Here is a 22534-nt window from a genome sequence, read left to right as displayed (position 1 = left end):
GTCAGCGCGGTGCTGTGTAGACTTAGGGCGTCGGTGCTTTGGCAGCTCGCGTCAGGCGAAACTTGCATTCAGCATCATCGAGTGGTGCCCGATGAAATCTCGGCTTCGCCGGCAATAATTCATCGAAATCAGATACCAAAAGTTGGTCTCATGGACCACTCACTGGGTAGAACCCTGGCTACTATAAGGCACACACCGCGAGACGAGAGTGCCGGATTTTCGCAGCTGGCATGGTACTTGCTGGGCATCATTCGATAAGACGAGGCATATCCATGAAAGTTGGCGCTGTTACCTGCCTCTGTCAAAGAAACCGCAAACTTGGAGAATGCCATCATGAGTGAAATGGCTTTGATCGATAACATCATTCCGCGCGCAGACGTCGTCAAATGCGCAGTGCGTATCGGCGCTGAAATCAGAAATATCAGGCTGTCCGGCGATCTGCCGGATCAAACGATCGTTGCGATAAAAGGATTACTGCTTGAGCACAAGGTCATCTTCTTCCGGGACCAGGGTCATCTCGATGATGCCAAGCAGGAGCACTTTGCTCGTCGTTTAGGAAAGCTATCGCCGCATCCGATACGGGGTGTGTCGATCCTCGAGCTTGACGCCACCCGCGGCGGGAGCCGGGCCGATATGTGGCACGCTGATTTGACCTTCCTTCATGCTTATCCCAAGATTTGTGTGCTCCGAGGCGTTGTGATCCCGCCATTCGGCGGCGACACGGTCTGGTCGAACGCCGCGACCGCTTATCTCGACCTGCCGCCGCCGCTGCAACGGCTTGCTGACGAGCTCTGGGCCGTTCACACCAACGCTTACGACTTCGAAGGCCTAGTGCCTCGCGCCAGGGAAGTCGATAGAAAGGAGTTTAACGACGTCCTTACCAGAACGATCTTTGAGACCGAGCACCCCGTCGTGCGCATACACCCCGAGACCGGTGAGCGCACCCTGTTGCTCAGCGACATCGTGCAGCGCTTTGTTGGTATCCCAAAATATGCGGGCCAGCAGGTGTTTGCCATGTTGCAGTCTTATATCGCCGCGCCCGAAAACACTGTGCGCTGGAACTGGAAGGGGGGCGATGTAGCAATTTGGGATAACCGAGCCACGCAACATTATGCGATCTATGATTATGGCGATCAGCCTCGCATCGTTCGTCGCGCCACGATCGATGGTGATGTGCCCGTCAGCGTCGACGGTCGGCGCAGCGTAACGCGCGTCAAGGCCACCAAACAGCAGAACGCGAATGTCTACTAGACTAGAGCTGCCTACGGATACGTGGAATCGGAACGTAGTTGCCGTAAAGGCGGCCGCTTGTTATCCAAAAACGCAGGCTGGCCGGCGGCCAGCGTGAGCTGGACCGCGCCTCTTCTTTTCCAATAACCGCGCGAGCGTACGTTAGTGGCGGTGGCTGGCGGCAAAAGCTGCCTGTCGCAGCGGAGCTTGGCATTGGGGCGTTCTCGGTGGGCTACGTCTCGCCGCGCCTGCAGATCGTGGCGCCTGCTCTGCATGATCTCACCGATGAGGGCCGCGCTCCAGGCTGGCATGCTCGCGCGCCATCAGTAGGGGCTCGCTGTCGATGATCATTTGGTCGTTTGCTCGGGATTTTGATCCTTAGCTTGCTTCTCCTTAGCGCGATGGAAAGGGGACAATGCTGCCGGAGAAAGCGGCTTAGATCGTTCTACTTTTTGGACGAAAGTGGAACGCGTGTTCTGCACGTGACATACAGATCATTCGTCCGTCAAGCATGGAATGCGATGGGTTTGAGGACAAGCTAGGACGCCTACAACACTCCTCGCAAGCGCGCGAACTGGTGGCCGACCAAGTAGCGTATCTGGTGCCAAGCTTCTCCTAACAGGCTGTCGAAGAAGTAGCGGAGCGTTTCGTATCGTGATTCTTTAGGACCAGGATTTAACCGGGGGGCGCGATGCGGGGGAGTGACGAACGGTCCCGCTCGCTTTTCAGTTATGTGGACCTGGAGGCTCGAGTTCGCGTTGACCACCCGCTACGGGTGATCCGAGACTTGGCGAATGCGGCGATGGGCGACCTTTCTGGGGAGTTCGGCAAGCTCTATACGGACTTCGGTCGTCCCTCGATGGAAGAGACCTGAAAAAATTGGGTGTAAGACGTGCATTGGGGCTATGCCTGCCTAGTGGCCTCTCTTAGAGGGCCGCTTCAGGAACTCGTCAGGCTCAACCTCGAGCTTGTCGGCAAGACGACCTATTATCTTTATGCTGACGTAGTACGCGCCCTTTTCAAGCTGGCTCAAATAGCCCCGGCTTATCTTGGCCTTGAAGGCAAGCTCGTCTTGCGACCATCTCCTCGCATTGCGCAGGCGGCGCAAATTGGTGGCGAATATTTCCCGCAAGTCCATGCGGGAAAGGATGCCGCTTGCTCAATATACGACACCTCGATATACTTGACAAAATGCCATCTCATGCACGTTGTGAACGGAAACTGCTCCAATCTGGTGCGCATGCGTAAGGTTATCCGGACCCCACCACTTGATCGTCGCTGATCCTGCTCTGGCTAGTTCAGCGCCTATGGCGAGCGGCATCTGGTGACGTATTGGCGGTCCTGGCGCGGAAGCCAAGGGAAAGAGGTTGCTCGGATCGTGCTCTACATCGATCCTGATCGCGCGTCAGCTCGTGAACCGTTCGTAATGCGGGGTAAAATGGATGGCCTCCCGAGATTAACGCGACTTGCTTCGCGGCGCCGCGACCAAATAGGAAAAATTGGCCACTTAGATTTCGAAATTGAGAACTAAGTTCACACCAGCCGGCTGGGCCGCGAAGGCAATCATCGATGAGCGAGCACGCACGACTTTGTCCGCCAAAGCGCACGCGGCCATCTCTTCCGTGAGGCGCAAAGGAAGCAGACGCTAATTGGATGGCGAGGCTGCTGCTGATCTCTCCGAACGATATGGACTGTAACCAAATGCTGTGTGTGCATCAAGAACATGCAGGAAAAAGTACGATGCCAAGTGCCGACTGGAGATCAGAGAGCACATACTATGAGATCAGGAAAGCTGAAGCAGCGGACATAGCTTGGGAGTGGCTACGCCGGGATCGCGAGTATCCACAAGATTTTGGGGCCTTGGTCCGCAGCGAACAATCCAGCGCGACGTCGGATCACTTCCGACGGAAGTGGGGGCTGACGTTTTCCAGCTGATCCGCAAAAGACGTTCGACAAGCAAGCCATTTTCTGGGCGCCTGAGGGCGCTGTCGACCGTGTTGCCCGTCCACGCCGCCGTCTGTTCGATGGCGTCCAAAGGGTACGACTTGAATTTCAGCAAGCTGGCGGGCAGCGAGCTTCGTCATGCGACGCAAGACGGATGGCATGCCATCGTGCCGCTCGGAGGAGCGAAGCATCGCCTTTGGCTAAAAGATCTTCCCCCCGGCGGCTCATTGGTTGCCGTGGACCTGCCTCTCGAGCGCTATTTCGACATTCGTGTGCAGGCAGCACGCAGATTTTGATTGGCGTTCGAACATCGCGCCATCGGACCGAATCTACGCAGCCGGATCATCCGCCTGATCCGGAAGGGGGCTGCGTCTCATCCGGGGCGGCTATCGCGTATTGCTCCGTCGCAAGGGCAACGAGAAGTACGACGCTTCCTGAGCTCCTCACCAATCCTCGTCGTGCTGAAGTTTCGGCCAGTTTGGATGCGGGCTAGCATCGGAATGCCATGGCCAAATTCACCGGTTCGGGGTCTCCAAGCAGAGCAGTTCGGGCCAGGAAAGCAGGAACCTGAGGGATCCCGTTGTGACCATATGAACGGCGGCTCGCAGGATAGAGTGAATATCATGTCGGCGCGCGACCTCGACAACACTGACCATAGGCGTCAAGCTCTCCATTGGCGGTTGACCGTAGTGACCCGAGCACGTTCGATCAGAACCATCGCGGGGACCGCTGGAAATCTCTTAGAGCAGCTTTCAAAGGTTACGGAAGAGACCAGAAAATGGATTAGGGTAAGACGTGTATTGGGCTGTGCCTACCTAGCGGCCGCTCTTTGCGGGCCGTTTGAGGAACTCAGCAGGCTCAACCTCGAGCTTCTCGGCAAGTTGACCTATGATTTTGATACTGACGTAGTGCTCGCCCTTTTCGAGCAGGCTTAAATAGCCCCGGCTTATCTTGGCCTCGAAGGCAAGCTCGTCTTGGGACCATCCTTTCGCATTGCGCAGACGGCGCAAGTTGGTGGCGAATATCTCCCGCAAGTCCATGCGGGAAAGGATGCCGCTTGCTCGATATACTGCACCTCGATATACTTGACAAAATGACGTCTCACGCTCGTTGTGAACCGGAACTGCGTCGCTCTGCTGCGCGCGCATAAGAATCGTCCGGACCCCACCACTGAACCGTCGCTGATCCTGGTTCGATAGTTCAGTGCCGTTGCGCCGTGGCGCGTCGCATCTGGTGACCTGCCGGCGACTTCTCGATCCGGAAGCCGCCGACGCCGACTGGAAAGAGGTTGATCGAAACGTGCTGCATATCGATCCAGATCTCGGCCAGTGCGCGCTCGCGAACCGTTCGTCATCCATTTGGCGGCCGCAAAATGCATGGCTAACCGGAATTTCCGCGGCTTTCTTCAGGGCGGCGCGACCAAACAGCAAACTTTCTCACGTGGAGTCCGAAATCGAGAACAATGTTCTCGCCAACCGACCGAACCGAGCAGCCATCATTGAGGCAACAGGTGCGTCAGCCAAACCACACACGTCGATTTCTACTTGGGCAACGAGCGAGCAAGGGCTTGCAGGACGCAAATCTGCTCATCGCGCTCCAAGCGATTATGGACGCGGTCAAATCGACACCGGCGCAGTTCGGAACGAGCGAAATCGAGACAAGCGACGGAACGAGGCCCCAGATATCCGATGGCCGCCTCCAATTGATGTTTCTGCGGGGAAACATTTTGTAGGCTGCGGCAATCAATCCGGTACCAAGATGCCGTGAAGCGAGCTACCGTCGCTCAGATTTCTTTAGAGTTTTTCAGTTTGCTAGGAGTTCCAGGCAGTGTCGGCCGATCCTAAGATCGCAGATGTGGCGCCCAGCGCGCCTGAGCTTACGCCATATGATGAGCAGCACGTCGTTACCTATCTGCGCCTTCTCGATGCACAGGCGGATAATGCAGATTGGCGCGAAGTCGCGCGCATTGTGCTCGGTGTTGATCCGGTCCTTGAGCAGGATCGCGCGCGTCGTGCTTTCGACACTCACTTGGCTCGCGCCAAATGGATGGCGCGTCACGGCTATCGTCATCTCCTGCGACGCGGTTGGCCGAAGAGTGAATAGGCGACGCACTTGAAGCGGACGTGATTTCGATCGAGCTCTGATCGCAAAAATTGATCGTTCCATCGACGGATCAGATCAATATTGAACAATTGCATTGGCACAACCAGAAATCGTCACAATCGTGGGGCTGCAATTCCTTGCATGAACGTGCGGGGAAGAAAAGTACGATGGCAGCCGCTGACTGGAGATCAAAGCAAGCGTATCCTGACGCCAAGACGGTAGAAACGGAGGACATTGCCTGGGAATGTCTGCGTCGCGACCTCGAGTATGAAAGAGATTATCAGGTCCTGACCAGCAGCGAACGATCCGACGCGACGACGGACCGCTTCCGAAGGAAGTGGGGGCTTTCGTTTCGCCCCAGATCCGCGAACGGCGTTCGACAAACAGGCCATTTTCTGGGCGCCCGAAGCGTTGTCGACCGTGTTGCCCGTCCACCCAGCTATCGGTTTGAGGTCGTCCAGACGGTACAAGTTGGATCTCGGCAAACTAACGGGCAGCGAGCTTCGTCGGGCGCCAGATGGATGGCATGCCATCGTGCCGCTCGGAGGCGCGAAGCACCGCCTCTGGCTGAGAGAACTGCCATCGAGACGCTCAGTGATTGTCGTCGATCTCCCGCTCGACCGCGATTTCGACATTCGTTCGCAGGCGGCACAGCGCTTTTGGCGAGCGCTCGAACAGCGCCCCCTCGGCCCTTCCCCACGTGCTCTGCCGATCCAGACCAAGCATCGGCTTATCCTTGCACTGCGTGCCGCAGATGGATGGCTGCAAGGAAACAGCTATCGCGAAATCGCGGCAGGCCTGTTCGGCGCGCATCGCATTCCCGATCGAGGATGGAAAACAAGCGATGTTCGCAGCCGGATCATTCGCCTGGTCAAGAAGGGGCTGCGTCTCATCCGTGGCGGTTATCGCGCATTGCTCCGTCACAAGCGCAAAGGCAAGTACGATAAGTCCTAAGCTCTTGGCTGATCGGTTCGTTGCAGCCGCGGCCCCGACAATGCCGCCTCGCAGGTAAGCTCGTGAGGCATCATTGCGCGCGGTTTCCTTTGGGCATTACTTCGGCTCGATTTCGCGACCGCGGAAGGGCTATCGAGCAATGTAAAGTAAAGAGGCCGGCTGGATGGAACCATTCGCCCTCGAACGATCAGCTTCGGCCACGTTGAGCTGCGGTGTCCGTGCCTATTCATATGATTTGTGGTATCGCCTGATGGGATGTTAGGCGGCTTCCGCAATTGCTGCCTTTTTACAGAGCCGAGCGACCCAGCGGCAGAAGGCGCGAGCGATTTCGGGATTGTCACTGCGATCGACCGCATAGGCCCGATATTGCATACCGCTTGGCGCGCGGGATCCTGGTATCACGTGCAGTGCTCCCGCGCGCACGAGATCACCGACAATGATTTCAGGCGCAACCAGGAGGCATTTTCCGGTCATGACGGCCGGCAGGGCAAGGTAATTGTGATCGTATCGTGCCCCCGACTTTATATCTCTTGCGGTCAGGTTCATCGCCCTCAGCCATGTGGGCATTATGTCAGGCCGCGATGTGATGTTCAGAAGTGGCATTGAACGCGCAATCGACAGCGTTTTCCCCGCGACGTGACCTGGAGAGCCGACGCATACGAGGGTCTCATTGTAGATTTCCCAATCGTCGGCCGGTTCAATGACGGAAAGATCTCGGGTAATCAAGATGTCGAAATTGTCGGAAGATGTCGGCGGAGACAATGAACTGATCACGTCCACGATCACGCCGTCCATCTCCGCCGAGAACGCCTGGAGATTAGGAATGAGGAAGGAATAAGCGAAAGTCGAAAGCGACGTGCGCACCACAATCCGGTTGGCGTCCGATCGGTTCCGGCGTCGCATTCTCTTGGCGGTGAAACACACTGTATCAAGGGGTTCGGAAACGGTATTCGCGAACAGCCGTCCAAATTGAGTCAATTCACTTCGTCGGCCTCGCCGTTCCACGAGATCTGTGCCGAGATACTCCTGCAACACAGCCAAATAGCGGCTGACCGAGCTCTGGGTTATTCCCAATGCGTTGGCCGCACGCGTTACGCTTCCTTCTCTCGCAATGGTCACAAATGCACGGACCGCGTTGAGGGGCACCTCATCGTATTCGGCAGCCATCTTCTGCTCCGGTAGCTCTTGGACTGTTGGCTACTTGCCGCGGCAGGCCGTTGCCAAGCATGGATGCTGTATCACATTATTCGATGCGTACGTCAGGATTGCCGCTTATCAAGCGGGTTTCGCGCGCAAAATCCGCAATTTTGGTGCGTTTCGTACGGTTTGGCGCGCAATTTTTCTAGGTACTAATTCGCGCGGTGCGATCACCGTCCTCGCGTCGGACGTGCGCGACTTGCTAGAGTGATAGGCCGCTGCTCAGACTTTCCTAACGGCGTGAGGATGGCGTCTGAGCGGGTGTCGAGCGCTATAGGTATAGTTTCAACGTCTTGTTCGTTGCGAAGAGGTCAGCGGGGGAAGCAAGCTCCGGCTACCTTGACCTCATCCATCCTTTGAAGTTTGAAGATTTCCTCGAGCGGTAGAGTGTCCTTGCCCACGTATTGGACCCCGCCGTCTGCTACGATCCGGCGGAGGGTCTCCTGTACGGCAGTGGCAAAAGCCCGGATGCGGTAGTTACCGTATTTCATTCATTTGGACGTTGCGCAGCGCCTTGAGCCGCTCGGCGTTAAAATCCAGGTAGGCGTCGGCACGATGACCAGCGGCGTCGATTCCGTCCAAGCACGTGCAAAGCTTGCGACCTCGCAAAGATCCGTTTTTTCGAATGGATCAGTATCATGTCCGCGCTAGCCTCTACATAGGCTTGCGCGCCGACGCAGTGCTTCTGGTTCGTCGAGTCCTGCTATCACGGCTTCGGTGCCGGCAATCATGAGAAAGTCCGGGTCCCGTTTCACAACGGCCGCCTCGATCTTCCCTTGGAATTCCTCAATCCGCAACAATTCCTGACGTCCATCGGCAACAAGGCGGGGGCCCGAGCAGGCCCTGCGGATCGAGACCCGCCATTTATTGCAGACTTTGGCGCAACAAGTTGGTCTCGAAGGCCAGACTGGAGCCCGTTTGAGAAGCCATGGAGCGGTTTAGATACAAGAGCAGTCCGTTCCTCGCTGAATAGTTCGAGGCGAGCACGGGACAAGCCAACGCATGAGGTCGCTGCTTCCCTAAGGACAGGAGACGGCGTGATTGTGGGACGCGGCCTGGCTCCTTGCGGTGAGTTGGTCACAAGCTGCAAGTAATGCATCCGCATATTGGTCGGCCGCCTGCCGCACCCATTGTTCGTTGACCACACCAAGCCACGCCATGAGCGCCACGAAATCTATGCTGGTCGCGGCCCAGACTTCAGGTCTTTGCGCTGAGGAGGCAGCCCAGATTGCGGCTGTCGTGAATTGAGTCGTCTGCGCATAGATCGCAAGAATGGAAGCGCCGGCAGCGAGGCCGCAGACCGATAATACCAATCGGGCGCATACCGAGAAGATTACGCCGGAATCCGTATTGGGCATTTTCCTTATCTATGAGTGGAAAGCCCTTGCGGGTCCTTTCCTTTAGCCAGATCACCGCAGAGTCATAGGCACCATCAGCCTTCGCCGGATTTGCCTTTTCGTCGTCAGGCGTAGGTGCCTGCCAATGGGGAACGCTCCGCCTCAGAAAGTCATGATATCGCATCAATGTTAGAGGATCTAAAGGACCCGCATGTCGAAGCTTGAGGGTCGTCGGCCATCCATCCCACTGTTTAAGTAGGCCCACCTCGATGTTCTTGCCACGGGTGCGTGCCCACGATCCTAGTGCGTAAAGTAGCCCGCAAGATACCGCGATCGTAAGAAGAGCCGTTCCAACATTGGAAAGAAGGAGCTGCGGGAACCAAGCTAAGACAGTCATCAATGGCGGGAAAACCATCAGCAGGCCGGGAAATAACCTGGCCTGCCGGGCATAATTGTCGAACAGATCTGTGATCGTTACCAATCTCAGTCTTCCTGTTCCTCTGGATATGGCAGGCACTCGGCAGGGCTATAATCGTCCCGGTCTGGTGCGTTCACCGAAGTTCGTTTGTTCGAGCCCTCGGTTGAGATGACGTGGGCTCCACGATGATGCATAGCTCGGACAACGGATTTGCGGGGATGGTCCTCATCGGCCTTGGCCGAGCTAATAATTGCGCTGAAGGTCGTTTTGCCGTCCTGCACCGCTTTCCTTTCACCCAGGATCTTGTCTAGCAATTCGGTCGTAACGTTGTGGCGACCGCCATGGTGCGGAACTTGAAACCGATTGATGCCAGGCAATACCAGTCCGCCAAGGGCGCGTAATCGATGACCTCCTGAAGGCCGCCGCGCCCGGTATCTGCGGTCAGTAAGATTTTGCTCTTGTTTAGGTAAGCATATTGGACAACGCTCATCTCGTTTTCGTTGCTTGTCTCACCTGCGGGAAAATATTCGTCGCCCCAAGCCGCCTTAACAAGCGCAGCGGCTTCTTTCATTACACGCACAACAGCGTCGCGCGCGGTTTCGAGGAGACCCTTTTCCTCCGGCGTCTTCTCTGACGAAACAACGAGGTCTAGATAGCGTGAGCGTGTCGGGGCCATGACCTGAAAAGCGCCAACCATAGCTCCCTGAAAGGGCTCGCAGATTTTAATCTTCCTGCGAAGAGCAATATCTTTGAGGGCCGCTAGATTTGAGTACGCTTCCCTTAGCGCTTTCTCCAGTCCTTCGACTGTTTTATAGCGCTTGAACCGGGGGAGAAGTTCCGCCGCATAGGTCCATGGTCGCAACATCCAAAGCGCGCCGACTTCAAAATCTTCCAGAACCCGCTGCAAACCTCCGGCGTGATCGCCGTCGTTGTGTGTTGCGACGACGTGGTCGATTCGTTTCGGATTGCCATAGTACTTGTTTATGAAGTTGACGACTTTCTCTCCAGTTGATTGATAGCCGCCATCAACGACATGAATGAAAGTCTGACCGTTCAACTCATAGCGGACGCAAATCGCGTCGCCGCTGCTTTTCGCTTCAACGTCCAGAAAATCGATCTCAAAATAATCGGCCAATATTCTTGCTCCCTAGGCTGGTCTGAGTGTCAGGCAATCTGAGGTCATTATGGTGAAATGCACTTGCAGTGATAGAGTGCGAGCTTGTACATCTTTGGTGGTCCCCATTGACAAAAGATCGCCGACGACATGCCGAGCGCACAGAGGTGTCGCGCGTGAGTAGTTGCGGACTCGAGTCGGAATTGGGAATTCTGGCCGGAGTTTGTTGCGCTTCGGCTCTTTATCGCCCGTACGATCGTTCGTTATCTCGATTCTCCTTTCACCACGGCGCCGCGACCTGAGTCCTCTTGCCAGGTGAGGCAATCCGGCGGTGTGTGTCAGGTCTTCCATCCTTCTTCCTTGGCGCAAGGGGCAATGCCGAAAATCCAAATGAGGGTATGCTTCGGGCGCTCAGCTTGCGCCCCGCATGGCGCGCCGCGAAGCGTTCAGCGAAGGAAGCGAGCTTCAGCCGCCCTAACCTCGTGTATCTTCTGAAGTCTGAAAATCTCGTCCACTGGCAGAATGTCCTTATGGACGTTCTGGACTCCGCCGTCGACGATAATCCGGCGGAATGTCTCCTGCATGCAAGTTGCCGCAGCTCGGATGCCGTAGTTGCCGTAGATCATCATGCGGATATTGCCGAGCGCTTTGACGCGCTTCGCATCGAGATCCGGGTAGGCATTCGGCACAATGACCAGCGGCACCGATCCGGTCCAGGCGCGCGAAAAGCTTTCGATCTCAGAAGTATCTTTCTTTTTCGAATGGATCAGGATCATGTCGGCGCCAGCCTCTACATAGGCTTGCGCTCTACGCAGAGCTTCAGCTTCGCCGAGTCCTGCAATTAAGGCTTCAGTGCGGGCAATGATGAGAAAGTCCGGGTCCCGTCTTGCCGTAACGGCGGCCTCGGTTTTCCCTTGGAACTCTTCAATCCGCAACAATTCCTGACGTCCATCGGCAACAAGGCTCGTCACCTTCGGAAAAGTCTTGTCCTCGATGACAACGGCGCTAGCGCCGGCGCGTTCGTACTCGCCGATCGCATGGATCACGTTGATCGCATTGCCGTAGCCCGTATCGATGTCGGCGACAATTGGCAATCTCGTGCGTCCCGCGATCGCCCGCAGCATGTCGAGATGCTGCGTCATCGAGATCAGGCTCATGTCCGGCAGGCCGTAAAGTGCCGACAGCTCGAATCCGGAGGCCCATAGGCCATCAAATCCGGCTTCTTCTGCGAGAACTGCAGAAAGCGGGCTATGCGCGGCCATGACGTGGACGAGGCCAGTCTCGGCCATGCAGGTGCGCAGGCGCTTGGCAGGAAACACGGGAGATCCTTCAGGACAGGGTGGCGCAGGCAGCGATGATGCGGTCGCAGGCGCGGGTGAGGTCCGCGAGCGACGAAGCGTAGGAAATACGGATGTACGGCGAAGCCATGAAGCCGCTGCCGGGTACGACGGCCACGGCGAACGCATCGAGCAAATACATCGCGAAATCGGTGTCGGTTTCGATCAGCTTGCGATCCGGTGTGCGCTTGCCGATAACGCCTGCGCAGGAAGGGAAAACGTAGAAGGCGCCGTCCGGCACTCGGCACGAAAGTCCCTTGGCCTGGTTGAGCTTGGCGACCACAAGATCGCGACGCTGCAGGAAGGCGCCTGCAAATTCATCGATATGCTTCCGCCCGCCGGACAGCGCCTCGATCGCGGCATATTGCGAGATCGAGCTGGTGTGTGAAGAGGTCTGGCCTTGGATCAGGTTCATGGCCTTGATCAGTGGCAGAGGCCCTGCGCCATAACCGACGCGCCAGCCGGTCATTGCGTCGGCCTTGGATACACCGTTGACCGTCAATGTGCGGTCGTAGAGGTCCGGTGCTATGGCTGCCATTGTGGCGAAGTCGACGTTGTAGGTGAGTTTTTCATAGATATCGTCAGACAGCACGTGGACATGGGCATGGCGGCGCAGCACGGCGGCGAGCGCCAGCAGCTCGCTTCGGCTGTAAACCGCTCCGGTCGGATTGGAGGGCGAGTTCAGCATCAGCCACTTCGTGCGAGGCGTGATCGCCGCTTCCAATGCCTCAGGACGCAGCTTGAATCCATGGCATTGATCGCAGTCGACCAGGACCGGCTTGCCGCCGGCGAGCGCCACCATATCGGGATAGGAGACCCAGCACGGCGTCGGGATCACCACCTCGTCGCCTGCATCGAGGCTGGCGAAGAGAGCGTTGAAAATGACCTGCTTGGCACCACAACCAACCGTGATCTGGTCGATCCCGTAAGCGAGCTCGTGATCGCGGTCCAGGCTCTTCTGGATCGCCTCGCGCAGCGGCTTGATGCCGGCAACCGGGGTGTATTTCGTCTTTCCGTCGTGGATTGCCTGGATCGCCGCGTCGCGGATCGCGGTCGGCGTCTCGAAATCCGGCTCACCCTGACTGAGCGTGATCACATCGAAACCCCGGTCGCGCAGCTCGGCCGCGCGCGCCGTCATGGCCTTGGTTTCAGAGGGGCGGACAAGTCTGAGCCGTTCTGCAATGAGAGACAAAATGGAGCACCTGCGGATTTCGACACGAATTCTCGACGGCTTCTACTCGCTCCCGAAGCGGCCAACAAACTGACGATCGCGTTTGTTGAACGAAATGATCGCAAGTTGCGATGCCTCGCATGGTGCCGCCAGGGCGACGGCCGCAGGCGCGCGTCATCCGGCAGAAGACGTGCAAGGCTGGTCGGTCTCTATTGAAGCGGCGCGGCACGTGGAATCCTCCAGCCAGGAGAAAACGAGCAGGGGGAACCGGCGAGACGCGGCGCGTCGGGTTCGGTGGCCAAACTGCGCTGGTCCCACACGCGATCGGCGCTGAGGCTCGGTGGAGCGCGCGGCAGGTTCTGTTTCCCGAGCGATCTCTAAGCGGGCCGCCAAGTCTTGAGCGTTCGCTTGGAGCTCTGGAGACCCTCGCGCCATCGCAAATAGCTTGGCTTTGCATCGAATTATTCGATCGGTGTCATCCAGCTGTAGCACGATGGGTCTTGAAGCTCAGCCTACGTTTGAAGGGGATAGACGATCTCCTCGTCGCGCTTGCGCGAAGAGTTTCATGCCAGTGAGGACATACGCCGTGGCATCGGTTTCGATCGAAAGCATTAGGAAGGACTACGGCCAGACTCCTGTCCTGCGCAGCGTTTCACTGTCGATAGCCGACGGTGAGTTCCTGACGCTGCTGGGGCCGTCGGGCTGTGGGAAATCAACGCTGCTACGAATCCTCGCGGGACTTGAGGTGCAGGACGCCGGCTCGGTCCGGATCGGCGATCTTGTTGTGGACGGACTGCGGCCAAAGCGGCGGGATATCGCGATGGTGTTCCAGTCCTATGCGCTCTATCCCCACATGAACGTTGCGTCGAACATGGCCTTGCCGTTGCGAATGCGCCGGCTCTCAGCCTTACAGAGGCTTCCTGTTCTCGGTCGTCTGCTGCCAAGACTCGCGCAGATCACTGCGGACATCGATGTCGAAGTCTCCCGTACCGCCAAGTCCCTCGGCATAGGTCATCTGTTGTCGCGCAAACCGGGGCAGCTCTCGGGTGGCCAGCGCCAGCGTGTCGCGGTCGGTCGGGCGATGGTGCGCCATCCGGCTGTCTTCCTGATGGACGAGCCGCTATCGAACCTCGACGCCAAACTGCGCGTGCAGATGCGCGCCGAGATCAAGGAACTGCACCAGCGGCTCGGGGTCACCTTCGTCTATGTCACGCATGACCAGGCCGAAGCTATGACCCTGTCGGACCGGGTAGCGGTAATGCTCGACGGCGAGTTGCCGCAGATTGCTCCGCCGCAAGATATCTATGCAGATCCCGACTATCGGCGGGTCGCCGAATTCATCGGTTCACCCAAGATCAACATGTTCGACGGCGTGGTGCGCGAACGCGGCCTCATCGACGTGGCCGGCTCAACGCTCACGATCGAAGCCGATGCACTCACAGGTACGCCGCTCTCGCTCGGCATTCGTCCGGAGGCGTTTTATCTCGCTGACCGCGGCGGGCAGGGGACGTTGACGGGTTCGGTGCGAATGATCGAGCATATGGGGTCAGATCTCTTCGTTCATCTTGACCTGGCCGGCATCGACCAGCCGTTGATCGCAAGGCTGCTTGCCGAGCGGGCGCCCCATATTGTGCCCGGCCAGACCTTGCATGTTGGCGCGAGAGCGGACCGCATTCTTCTGTTCACGCGGGACGGGCGACGGTTACGGCGGGAAGGGGATTCTCCTAAGGGTTGCGTCACCCCGTTGCGGGAGGTCGTGGGATGAGTGGACCTCTTGCTCTATCCGAGGCTTCGGACAAGCGATCCATGCCGATCGAAGTGCCGTTGCAAGCCATTCCGCTGGCTCGCAGGCGCGCCCTTGCGGAAGCGCTGGCGGCCTTGGCGCTGGCTGGGCCCGCAGTATTCTTTCTGCTTGTCCTGTTCTTCCTGCCGGTTGCTGCCGTCTTCGTCATCGCGTTGACCGACTGGCGGTTTGGGGCGAACTCTCTTTCTTTTGTCGGCCTTTCGAACTTCCGCGAGGTCTTCGCGGACGCGGGTTTCAGGGCCTCGCTCGTCAATACCGTCGTCTACGCCTTGATCGTCGTGCCCGGAACCGTCATCCTCGGTCTTCTGATCGCGCTCGTCATCGAAAGCGGACGGTCCTGCCGCGGCTTCTATCGCGCCGTCCATTTCTTGCCCTTCATGGCGACGCTCACCGCGATGGCGATCGCCTGGGAAGCGCTGCTGCATCCAACAATTGGTCTCGTCAACCAGGCGCTTGCCGCGATCGGATTGCCGACCGCCAACTGGCTGCGTGATGAGAATATGGCTCTTCCAATCCTCGCCGTGATCGGCATCTGGCAGAATCTCGGTTACGCAATGGTGTTGTTTCTCGCGGGCCTGAAGCGCATCCCGCAGGAGCTATACAATGCCGCCGATGTCGACGGCGCCGACCTTTGGATTGATCGGTTGCGCACTGTCACCCTGCCGATGCTTGGACCGGTCACGATGTTCGTTGTCATCGTCGTGGCGTTACGGGCATTCGAGGCCTTTGACACAGTAAAGGTGCTAACTCAAGGCGGGCCGAGCCACGCCTCCGAAGTTCTGCTCTACACGCTCTACCGCGAGAGCTTCGAGTATCTGCGCACGGGATATGGCGCTGCCGTCGCGGTCGTATTTCTCGCCATCGTGGTGACGCTTACCCTCGTTCAGGTCCGCTTCATGGACACTAAGGTGCACTACCAATGAACGGCGCTATTTCCTCGAACCGCTTGTCGCTGTCAGCAGCCCTCGTTCGACACGCGGTGCTGCTCATGACCGGAACGCTCATTCTCTTGCCCTTCGTGTGGATGGTCTCGCTGTCGATCAAGCCGCCGGGGGAGATCTTTCGGGCGTCCTTCTCCCTCTGGCCCGCTCAATTATATGCTGGCGAGAACTATACCAAAGCGCTGAGCGAGACATCACTGCTGCGCTATATGGGCAATGGTGTCCTCGTCTGTGCAATGATTCTGCTGTCGCAAATCCTCGTTTGCGCGCCTTGTGCCTATGCGCTGGCGAAACTTCGCTTTCCTGGACGCGGCCTTCTCTTCGGCCTGGTGTTGGTGGGACTGCTGCTACCGCACCAAGTGCTAGCGCTACCGCTCTTTGCTCTGGGTCATCAGCTCGGCATCCTCAATACCTACGCGGCGCTGATCTTTCCTTATATTGTCTCGCCCTTTGGTATCTTTCTGTTTCGGCAGTTCTTCAAGACCATTCCAGATGACGTCGTGCATGCCGCGCGGCTCGACGGACTTTCTGAGCTCGCCATCGTCTGGAGGATCATGCTGCCGATGGCGCTGCCGGCCGTCATCGCCTTCTCCATCTTCTCGGTTGTCAGCCATTGGAACGATCTGTTCTGGCCGCTCATTGCGGTGCGCGACCAGTCCCTGATGCCGCCCCCGCTCGGCATCATGGCGTTCAAGAACGAAGAGGCTGGCAACGACTATGGGCCCCTCATGGCCGCCTCTACGCTCGTCGTGTTGCCCCTCGTCATCGCCTTCCTTGCCGCACAGAAATGGTTTGTTGAAGGGATGACCGGAGGAGCGGTGAAGTAGCGCTGGGAGATCCTTATGGCTTTGACACGCAGAGATATTCTTGTTGCCGGCACGACCGCAATCGGCATCGGGGTTTTGCGCTCGTCGCGCGCCGCCACCTCTAAGCTGACATTGAAGATCAGCACCCCAATCGGCACCTATCAGAAAATGCTCGGTGAACTCGGCAGCCGGTTTACCTCTGCCAATCCCGAGATCGTTATAGAGTTCGTAGCCAAAGGCGAAAACTGGGATCCCTTGCTCCAGACCACGCTGCGGGACGGTTTGATCAGCGATCTTCCTGACGGCACATGGCAGTCACTGACCTACGCGCCATTGCTCGCGCGGCGCGGCTACGCCCAGCCTCTTGATTCCGTTGCTGGCGGAAGCGCGGCCTTCGCCGAGCTCGGCCTGTCAAGCGCGCTCATGGAGGCCGTATCTGCCGGTGGAGGCGTCCGCGCCATGCCATTCGGCACGACGGTTCCCGTCGTTTACTACAACATGGACCTCCTGAACCGGGTTGGGTACGCCTCGCCCATCCCGCCTTCGACCTGGGAGGACATCATCGCGCTCGGCATGAAGGTCGCAGCCCTCGACCGAACAATTAGTGGTGGCTTCGTCGAATACGACGCCTCCAACGCCTGGATGTTTCAGAATCTCATCGCCACGTTTGGCGGACGAATGTTGAAGTCCGATTTGAGCGAAATCGCCTTTGATACAGCTGAAGGCTTAAGAGCGTTGGAGGCCGTGTGGCGCTTCGGAGAGGCGAGCACTGTCAATATGACGCGCGAACAGGCGCGCCAAGCGTTCAACGCCGGCACCTGCGGCATCCTCATTCGTTCGGCAAGCGGTATCACATCTGTCGCCAAGGCAGCCAACGGGCGGTTCGAGCTGAAGGTCGGCCAGCTGCCAGTTCCCGCCGCCGGGGGCCGGCTGGTCGGCGCTGCCCATGGCTTCATGATGTTTACCAAGGACTGGGAGCGGCAGAAGGCGCTGTGGGCATTCTTGCGCTTCGCTGCCGGGCTGGACGGCCAGATGATCCTTGCCCGGCAGACTGGCTATCTGCCCGTCAACCTGATGGCGCTTAAGGATCCGGCATTCCGGAACCAGTACCTCGCTATCAATCCCTATCACAGGGGGATCCTTGATCAATTGGCAATCACCACAGATCAGGTCTCGTTCTCGAGCGACAACGCGGTCAAGATCACCGACATGATGACTGAGCTGATGAGACAGGTGCTTGTGCATCGGACGCAACCAAAGGCGGCGCTCGCCTCGATGGCCGAGCAGACCCGCAAATTGCTCAACACCTAAGCTCGCTTACTTGCCCGCAAGATAGACCCAGGACTTCTGGGCTTTTCGATCATCCGCCGTCCTCTTCAACATAACGGACATCTTCGCAGCGAGTCCAAGCATCTTTAACGGGAGGCATACGCCGCGTCGTTCGTCGCGACTTACAGAGTTTGAAGCAAACCTACATCGGCGCACCAGTTCTGCTGACCGCCTCATTCCTTCTCACGTCAATCGACGTGAAGCGACCTACCCAGGAGAGAAAAATGCCTAAAATATTGAGTGAAGCGCAGGTTGAACAATATCGTTCCCAAGGGTTCGTGTGTCCGGTTGACGCTCTTTCGGCTGAGGAGGCCAGTGAGTTCTTGGCACGCATGGAAGACCTCGAAAGTCGGGAGCCAAATCTACGGGCGCGATCAAAGATAAAGCCCCATCTTTTGATGATGTGGCTCAATGATCTTATGAGGAACTCGAATATTCTGGATGCGGTCGAAGACGTTCTTGGGCTGGACATCATGGCATGGCAACCGGTCACTTTGATAAGAAGCCACGCGATCCGAGCTTTGTAAGCTGGCATCAGGATGGGACGTATTGGGGGCTTTCGGAGCCAAGCGTTGTGACGGCTTGGATCGCACTAACGCCGAGTAATCGCAACAACGGGTGCATGCGCGTCATTCCGGGCAGCCATCACCAGGGGCAATTGCCGCACAGAGACACCGACGACAAAAACAATCTGCTCAGTCGTGGGCAGGATGTCGAGGTCAAGGTCGACGAAGCTGACGCCGTCGATCTCGAGCTTCGGCCCGGCCAAATATCCCTTCATCACACGATGCTCATTCACGGTTCAAAGCCGAACTTCTCCGACACGCGCCGTCTAGGGATTACCATTAGATATGTGGCCGCGCATGTCAGCCAGACCAGTGGGTTTAAAGATAGTGCGACCCTGGTTCGTGGAACCGACAAGCATCGGAATTTTGTCGCCGAGCCACGTCCGAGCCGCGACTTTGATCCGGATGCTGTTGCATTCTATGAGGCGATGGTTGCCGAAAGTCGCAGGCGGAAGGATGCAATCGCCGCTCACCACCAGAGCCGGCAGGAACGGCTCAAATCAGAAAGCAGGCTCTGAGCCCGACCTCGACGGCTTCGCTCATCAACGCGAGGGCGGCCGCATCACCTAAGCGTCGCCCTGGCGCATCTGCTAGGCAATGCGTTCGAGCGCACTGCGGTCAAGCGCCGGGCAGGATCGCCGTGTTCCGACTTCTGCTTCGTCAAGAGGCTGGAGAAAGGCTGGCTAGCGTTGGGCGGACAAAATGGTCGCTGAATACCGGCCTATCCGACGAAGGGGGTCCGTATCTCAGCTCGAGAGCGCCAAACAGCGTCGACATTGCCAATCCCGAGCTATTGCTCAGCCGAACAACCGGGTTACCGCCTTGTCGCAAAAGTCACCTCGGTAACGTGCGGTTGACGCAGCAGACCGTCCTGCGCGTAGTGCTCAAATAGTTCGGTCAGCTTTTTGGTGACGGCTTGTTGACCGACCATCACAGCCGATCGTTGAATGAGGCTGGAAGAGAAACTCAGTGCGAGGAAATGTGGAAGGGGCGTATCAAAATCCCATTCCCATTGCCGTACCGTCACGTCCTGGAATCTGAGATCGGTGTCGAGCTCGCTGTAGAAATCAATCGTTGAGTACGTCCCAGCTGCTGTGGTGAAAGTACCCCTGCGGTACTCCGGAATGCACTGTTCAACGAAATCGTGATATTCTGAAAGTGCGGGACTGTCCGAGTACCGATGCCGATTGTGGACAAGCGCCAAGAGCCCGCCCGGACGCAATATGCGCGCAACTTCATTGTAGAACGCGTGCCTGTCAAAGCGATGGGCCGCTGTCGCCGTCGCGACGGCCGAGACTCATCCGTCCGGAAAAGGTAACCGCTCGGCTGGTGAATTGCGGAATTTGACGTTCAGTTCGCGAGGCGTTGATTGAATAGCAACTTGAATCATGTCGGCGTTCGGCTCGATGCCGATAATGGAGCGCCGACCTTGGGCCGCTGCGGCAAGTACCCTTGTAAAAATTCCTGTGCCACTTCCCACATCCACAATATCGCTGTCCAGGCGACGGTGAAGAGTGTGATCCACGATGACCTTTGCGACCTCGCCGGGATAGCCTGGCCGATAAAGATCATAATTCCTTCCCTCGCCGGCGAACTCCGACCATGGCGTTTCAAAATTGGGAAAGGTTGTTGCCATGGCAATGTTCGCCAAACTGAAACGTTGTGGCTGCTTTCATGAATTCTCCGATGGCCGACACGCCATCGTCGGGACGTTGCTCGCGCCCCCGAATTCCTGTCCAAATCTTGTGAAGAGAGCGGCGATGGCAAAGCGGCCGCCTCCGGAAAACAACAATTCCTCGCTCTCTTTGAACTTCCGCCGCCAAGCGTCACGAGGGCGACGTCGTTTGCGATGTGAGGTGCAGTCGAACGAATTTGTCATCGAAGCCCTGCATGGTTGATGCCTGGGGGCCAGCAGCACAGCTGCCGCGAGGATGAGAAGCCGGGACGTTATCTGGATACAGCGCGTGCCAGCTGATGGTCTGTTCCATAAAAGGGAGAGGGCGCAATGTTGACCGCCCCTTGGGTGACACGGTCTTGTCACTTCGATCAAATGCCAGCGTTGGTAGTTGACGGCGCGCGAATTGTTGCCTTTCGTTGTTTGATTTCGCTGGGGACGCGACTGAGCCCAAATGTCAGACCACACTTGGTTGCCGCAATTTGAGGCATTTGCGCGTTCGTCGGTCCATGCAACCGCTTACTGGAATCCTGCGGTGCTGGTAGCCGGCATGCCAGGGGCGTATTGGAAGCCGGTGACAGACAGCGCTTGCGTTTGCGCGCCTTGTAACTTCGAGCATCGCGATGCATTGGCGCAGCAATGCGGCACGTCAGCTGGCTAGGCGTGCTTCGCTCTGAATTGGATTGTAACGGATTTCTGACGTTGCTTGTGTCGCGTTCCACCCGCGACCATTCGTAACGCGGCCAATTTCTTAAATAGAGGCGCCCGGTCGGATGAGGTCGACTTTCATGCGTCATCCATCATCAAACACGACCGTAACGATCGCACTATTCGATGAGTGGCCGTCAAACGATTATTTTGCAGTGCTACCCGTGGGTCCGACGGGGTCTAACAAAGGACAGGGACAATGACATTTTCCGATGCGCGCTCAGCCTTACATCGAACGATCGAACGGGCTGTACTCGGTTCAACGGCTGGCCTAATTGCGTTGAGTGCGGCACAGGCTGCCGATATTCCCGTAAAGGCCAAAGAGATCCAGTATGTGAAGGCATGCTCGCTATACGGTTCCGGATTCTACTACGTGCCCGGCTCTGATACCTGCATCAAACTCGGTAGCTTCACCCGCGCCGACACGGTGCTGAACAGCTCGAGCTTTGTGATGACACCTGTCTCGGGTCCCGCCGGTGCCAATAATCGGCTGAGCGGTACTTATACCGGTCGTGCCCGCATCGACTTCACCATCGATACGCGCACAGCGACTGACTACGGCTTGGTCCGCACCTTCTTCGAAACGACTCTCAACTGGGCATCGGGCAGCTACACTGGTGCTGGAAACGGCTCTACGGTCTACCAGTCCCTCGGCGGTACTGCGGCGCCGGCCAATGCGGCCGTTGGCAATGTTGGCTATGGTTCGGTCGGCGTCTATTTCGCGTTCATTCAATTTGCTGGATTCACCATAGGAAAGGCAGTCTCGCAGTACAGCTCGCCTTGGGTGCAATATCCAGCCGGCAACTTCGACGGCCTTGCGGGCAGCGGCGGAAATAATACAGGCGTCAACCAGTTTACCTATACCGCCGACTTTGGTCAGGGCTTGATGGCGACGGTTTCGATGCAGGACCCGACTGCCTACTATCAGAGGAACATCTGGAACACGAGTTATGCATCGGCTGCGGGCGTTGTGACAGGCGTTTATGGCTCGCCGAGTTTCGCTGGCACCCGGGCGCCAGATGTCGTCGGCATGACGCGTCTTGACCAGGCCTGGGGTCTCTTCCAGGCTTCGGTCGCAGCACACAATAATCACGCTGCCTACTACGGTGCCGACGAAACGTCTGGACACGCCTCCGATAAGTGGGGATGGGCTGGTCAGCTGGCCTTGTCGATCAAGAATATTCCGACCGGCGTCGGTGATACCATCAACTTGCAAGCTGCCTATGCCAAAGGCGCAATCAACTTTGGTATCAATGAAAACATTCCAGCCTCGTGGGCGATGTACGGCAATTCTGCGAGAGCTGACGCGTATCAGAGCATGGGCCTCGCAGGCATCGCGGATGCCATCTACTCCGGAACGACGGCAGCAACGGGTACAGCTCTTCAGCTGACCACGACGTATGGCTTCAACGGAGGTTATACCCACAACTGGAATCCGTACTGGAACACTGGCTTTTACGGCGGGTGGGCCGCTGTCCGCTACACAGACGCAGCCAAGGCGCAGATCTGCGGCAGCTCTGGCATGGCTGCACTTGGCCTGACCGGTGTCTGCAATCCCGATTTCAACATCGCAGGCGTCGGTACAATCACGCGCTGGTCGCCTGTCACGAACCTGACGTTCTCGGCTGAGCTCGACGCCACTTTTCTCGATCAGAAGTACTCTGGCACAATTAGGGCGCCGGCAGTCGCAGGTGTCGGCAAGCCAGCTACTGTGTATGAGCTCAAGAACCAGAGCGCGCTGGTCGGGCTTCTACGCGTTCAGCGCAATTGGTGAAGTCCCGTCAGACAATAGGAGAAAGGGAATTCTGTCGTAAAGCCCGGCGCGCCGATCAACCAGGCTGCGGCCTGACCCCGGAGCCTCTTGCGGTACATTTCCCTCTCTGACCTGGGCCACTCCTTC

The 22534-nt window shown here is 57.6% G+C and carries 23 protein-coding genes and 2 pseudogenes; 17 read left to right on the top strand and 8 right to left on the bottom strand.

The genetic code is table 11. The annotated features are described in order from the left end of the window. Positions 1-333: 333 nt before the first annotated feature. From AKL29_RS13060 to AKL29_RS13045, 5 genes and pseudogenes are all read left to right on the top strand, one after another. Complete coding sequence (locus AKL29_RS13060) at positions 334-1251, top strand: TauD/TfdA dioxygenase family protein (RefSeq protein WP_050384481.1); 918 nt, start codon at positions 334-336, stop codon at positions 1249-1251. A gap of 670 nt (positions 1252-1921) precedes the next feature. Next, positions 1922-2092 (top strand): annotated as a pseudogene (locus AKL29_RS13055) (IS5/IS1182 family transposase); the annotation flags it as partial. A 30-nt stretch (positions 2093-2122) separates the two neighbouring features. Then, positions 2123-2512: a hypothetical protein gene (locus AKL29_RS46660; RefSeq protein WP_430648869.1), complete on the top strand. Its 390-nt coding sequence runs from the start codon at positions 2123-2125 to the stop codon at positions 2510-2512. Between the two features lie 371 nt (positions 2513-2883). Continuing rightward, positions 2884-3165, top strand: a complete 282-nt coding sequence (locus AKL29_RS46655; protein WP_430648868.1) for a transcriptional regulator domain-containing protein — start codon at positions 2884-2886, stop codon at positions 3163-3165. A gap of 110 nt (positions 3166-3275) precedes the next feature. Then, on the top strand, positions 3276-3470 hold the full coding sequence (locus tag AKL29_RS13045; protein WP_152977568.1) for a hypothetical protein: 195 nt from the start codon (positions 3276-3278) through the stop codon (positions 3468-3470). A 519-nt stretch (positions 3471-3989) separates the two neighbouring features. On the opposite strand, the gene AKL29_RS13040 is transcribed toward AKL29_RS13045, so the two are convergent. Continuing rightward, complete coding sequence (locus tag AKL29_RS13040) at positions 3990-4322, bottom strand: helix-turn-helix domain-containing protein (protein WP_244481986.1); 333 nt, start codon at positions 4320-4322, stop codon at positions 3990-3992. A 55-nt stretch (positions 4323-4377) separates the two neighbouring features. Between AKL29_RS13040 and AKL29_RS41880 the strand changes: the two genes are divergently transcribed. The 4 genes and pseudogenes from AKL29_RS41880 to AKL29_RS13030 all read left to right on the top strand — a co-directional run bounded on the left by AKL29_RS41880 (position 4378) and on the right by AKL29_RS13030 (position 6231). After that, complete coding sequence (locus AKL29_RS41880; protein WP_152977567.1) at positions 4378-4941, top strand: hypothetical protein; 564 nt, start codon at positions 4378-4380, stop codon at positions 4939-4941. A gap of 60 nt (positions 4942-5001) precedes the next feature. Next, a complete protein-coding gene (locus AKL29_RS40665) occupies positions 5002-5277 on the top strand; it encodes a DNA -binding domain-containing protein (protein WP_082190582.1) in 276 nt (91 codons plus the stop codon). Positions 5278-5444: 167 nt separating this feature from the next. Beyond that, positions 5445-5621, top strand: a pseudogene (locus AKL29_RS46650) (transcriptional regulator domain-containing protein); the annotation flags it as partial. Positions 5622-5871: 250 nt separating this feature from the next. Beyond that, positions 5872-6231, top strand: coding sequence for a DUF2285 domain-containing protein (locus tag AKL29_RS13030; RefSeq protein WP_244481984.1), 360 nt, complete (start codon positions 5872-5874; stop codon positions 6229-6231). Positions 6232-6489: 258 nt separating this feature from the next. Here the strand turns inward: AKL29_RS13030 and AKL29_RS13025 are convergent, their stop codons facing one another. From AKL29_RS13025 to AKL29_RS13005, 5 genes are all read right to left on the bottom strand, one after another. Beyond that, the gene (locus AKL29_RS13025; RefSeq protein WP_050384456.1) at positions 6490-7398 is read right to left on the bottom strand and encodes a LysR family transcriptional regulator; all 909 of its coding nucleotides are present in this window, start codon (positions 7396-7398) and stop codon (positions 6490-6492) included. 1227 nt (positions 7399-8625) lie between these two features. After that, on the bottom strand, positions 8626-9246 hold the full coding sequence (locus tag AKL29_RS41875) for a hypothetical protein (RefSeq protein ID WP_152977566.1): 621 nt from the start codon (positions 9244-9246) through the stop codon (positions 8626-8628). Between the two features lie 244 nt (positions 9247-9490). Further along, positions 9491-10318 carry an MBL fold metallo-hydrolase gene (locus tag AKL29_RS13015; protein ID WP_202814543.1) on the bottom strand — a complete coding sequence of 276 codons (828 nt, stop codon included), beginning with the start codon at positions 10316-10318 and terminating at the stop codon, positions 9491-9493. Between the two features lie 425 nt (positions 10319-10743). Next, a complete protein-coding gene (locus AKL29_RS13010; protein WP_244481982.1) occupies positions 10744-11616 on the bottom strand; it encodes an isocitrate lyase/phosphoenolpyruvate mutase family protein in 873 nt (290 codons plus the stop codon). 10 nt (positions 11617-11626) lie between these two features. Next, the gene (locus tag AKL29_RS13005) at positions 11627-12826 is read right to left on the bottom strand and encodes a pyridoxal phosphate-dependent aminotransferase (RefSeq protein WP_050384453.1); all 1200 of its coding nucleotides are present in this window, start codon (positions 12824-12826) and stop codon (positions 11627-11629) included. A gap of 565 nt (positions 12827-13391) precedes the next feature. Here AKL29_RS13005 and AKL29_RS13000 point away from each other — a divergent pair. The 6 genes from AKL29_RS13000 to AKL29_RS12975 all read left to right on the top strand — a co-directional run bounded on the left by AKL29_RS13000 (position 13392) and on the right by AKL29_RS12975 (position 18769). Beyond that, entirely contained in the window at positions 13392-14570 is a 1179-nt protein-coding gene (locus AKL29_RS13000) for an ABC transporter ATP-binding protein (RefSeq protein WP_050384480.1), read from the top strand. 41 nt (positions 14571-14611) lie between these two features. After that, on the top strand, positions 14612-15532 hold the full coding sequence (locus tag AKL29_RS12995) for a carbohydrate ABC transporter permease (RefSeq protein WP_050384452.1): 921 nt from the start codon (positions 14612-14614) through the stop codon (positions 15530-15532). Continuing rightward, positions 15529-16377 carry a carbohydrate ABC transporter permease gene (locus AKL29_RS12990; RefSeq protein WP_050384451.1) on the top strand — a complete coding sequence of 283 codons (849 nt, stop codon included), beginning with the start codon at positions 15529-15531 and terminating at the stop codon, positions 16375-16377. The genes AKL29_RS12995 and AKL29_RS12990 overlap by 4 nt, the downstream gene beginning before the upstream one ends. A 15-nt stretch (positions 16378-16392) precedes the next feature. Continuing rightward, on the top strand, positions 16393-17667 hold the full coding sequence (locus tag AKL29_RS12985; RefSeq protein WP_050384450.1) for an extracellular solute-binding protein: 1275 nt from the start codon (positions 16393-16395) through the stop codon (positions 17665-17667). 149 nt (positions 17668-17816) lie between these two features. Then, the gene (locus AKL29_RS42800; RefSeq protein WP_050384449.1) at positions 17817-18212 is read left to right on the top strand and encodes a phytanoyl-CoA dioxygenase family protein; all 396 of its coding nucleotides are present in this window, start codon (positions 17817-17819) and stop codon (positions 18210-18212) included. After that, complete coding sequence (locus AKL29_RS12975) at positions 18164-18769, top strand: phytanoyl-CoA dioxygenase family protein (protein ID WP_082190581.1); 606 nt, start codon at positions 18164-18166, stop codon at positions 18767-18769. The genes AKL29_RS42800 and AKL29_RS12975 overlap by 49 nt, the downstream gene beginning before the upstream one ends. 296 nt (positions 18770-19065) lie before the next feature. Here the strand turns inward: AKL29_RS12975 and AKL29_RS12970 are convergent, their stop codons facing one another. Beyond that, positions 19066-19455 (bottom strand): hypothetical protein, encoded by a 390-nt coding sequence (locus AKL29_RS12970; protein WP_050384447.1) that lies wholly within the window; start codon positions 19453-19455, stop codon positions 19066-19068. 93 nt (positions 19456-19548) lie between these two features. Further along, positions 19549-19887, bottom strand: a complete 339-nt coding sequence (locus AKL29_RS40660) for a class I SAM-dependent methyltransferase (protein ID WP_082190580.1) — start codon at positions 19885-19887, stop codon at positions 19549-19551. Between AKL29_RS40660 and AKL29_RS41870 the strand changes: the two genes are divergently transcribed. Continuing rightward, on the top strand, positions 19886-20149 hold the full coding sequence (locus AKL29_RS41870) for a hypothetical protein (protein WP_152977564.1): 264 nt from the start codon (positions 19886-19888) through the stop codon (positions 20147-20149). The two genes, AKL29_RS40660 and AKL29_RS41870, sit on opposite strands and share 2 nt — an antisense overlap. A gap of 684 nt (positions 20150-20833) precedes the next feature. Continuing rightward, positions 20834-22408, top strand: coding sequence for a porin (locus tag AKL29_RS12965; protein ID WP_050384446.1), 1575 nt, complete (start codon positions 20834-20836; stop codon positions 22406-22408). Positions 22409-22534 lie beyond the last annotated feature (126 nt).

It is taken from the genome of Bradyrhizobium pachyrhizi (assembly GCF_001189245.1).
Classification (GTDB): domain Bacteria; phylum Pseudomonadota; class Alphaproteobacteria; order Rhizobiales; family Xanthobacteraceae; genus Bradyrhizobium; species Bradyrhizobium pachyrhizi.
The sequence above is the reverse complement of the archived record's forward strand: the minus strand, read 5'-3'. Positions and strand labels throughout refer to the sequence as shown.

Bases quoted from the DNA above. Each gene is read 5' to 3' on its own strand.
- AKL29_RS12975 (WP_082190581.1), top strand. From the start codon at position 18,164: ATGGCAACCGGTCACTTTGATAAGAAGCCACGCGATCCGAGCTTTGTA.
- AKL29_RS41870 (WP_152977564.1), top strand. From the start codon at position 19,886: ATGGCAATGTTCGCCAAACTGAAACGTTGTGGCTGCTTTCATGAATTC.
- AKL29_RS40660 (WP_082190580.1), bottom strand. From the start codon at position 19,887: ATGGCAACAACCTTTCCCAATTTTGAAACGCCATGGTCGGAGTTCGCC.
- AKL29_RS12995 (WP_050384452.1), top strand. From the start codon at position 14,612: ATGCCGATCGAAGTGCCGTTGCAAGCCATTCCGCTGGCTCGCAGGCGC.
- AKL29_RS13040 (WP_244481986.1), bottom strand. From the start codon at position 4,322: ATGCGCGCGCAGCAGAGCGACGCAGTTCCGGTTCACAACGAGCGTGAG.
- AKL29_RS12965 (WP_050384446.1), top strand. From the start codon at position 20,834: ATGACATTTTCCGATGCGCGCTCAGCCTTACATCGAACGATCGAACGG.
- AKL29_RS13060 (WP_050384481.1), top strand. From the start codon at position 334: ATGAGTGAAATGGCTTTGATCGATAACATCATTCCGCGCGCAGACGTC.
- AKL29_RS46655 (WP_430648868.1), top strand. From the start codon at position 2,884: ATGGCGAGGCTGCTGCTGATCTCTCCGAACGATATGGACTGTAACCAA.
- AKL29_RS12990 (WP_050384451.1), top strand. From the start codon at position 15,529: ATGAACGGCGCTATTTCCTCGAACCGCTTGTCGCTGTCAGCAGCCCTC.
- AKL29_RS13025 (WP_050384456.1), bottom strand. From the start codon at position 7,398: ATGGCTGCCGAATACGATGAGGTGCCCCTCAACGCGGTCCGTGCATTT.
- AKL29_RS12985 (WP_050384450.1), top strand. From the start codon at position 16,393: ATGGCTTTGACACGCAGAGATATTCTTGTTGCCGGCACGACCGCAATC.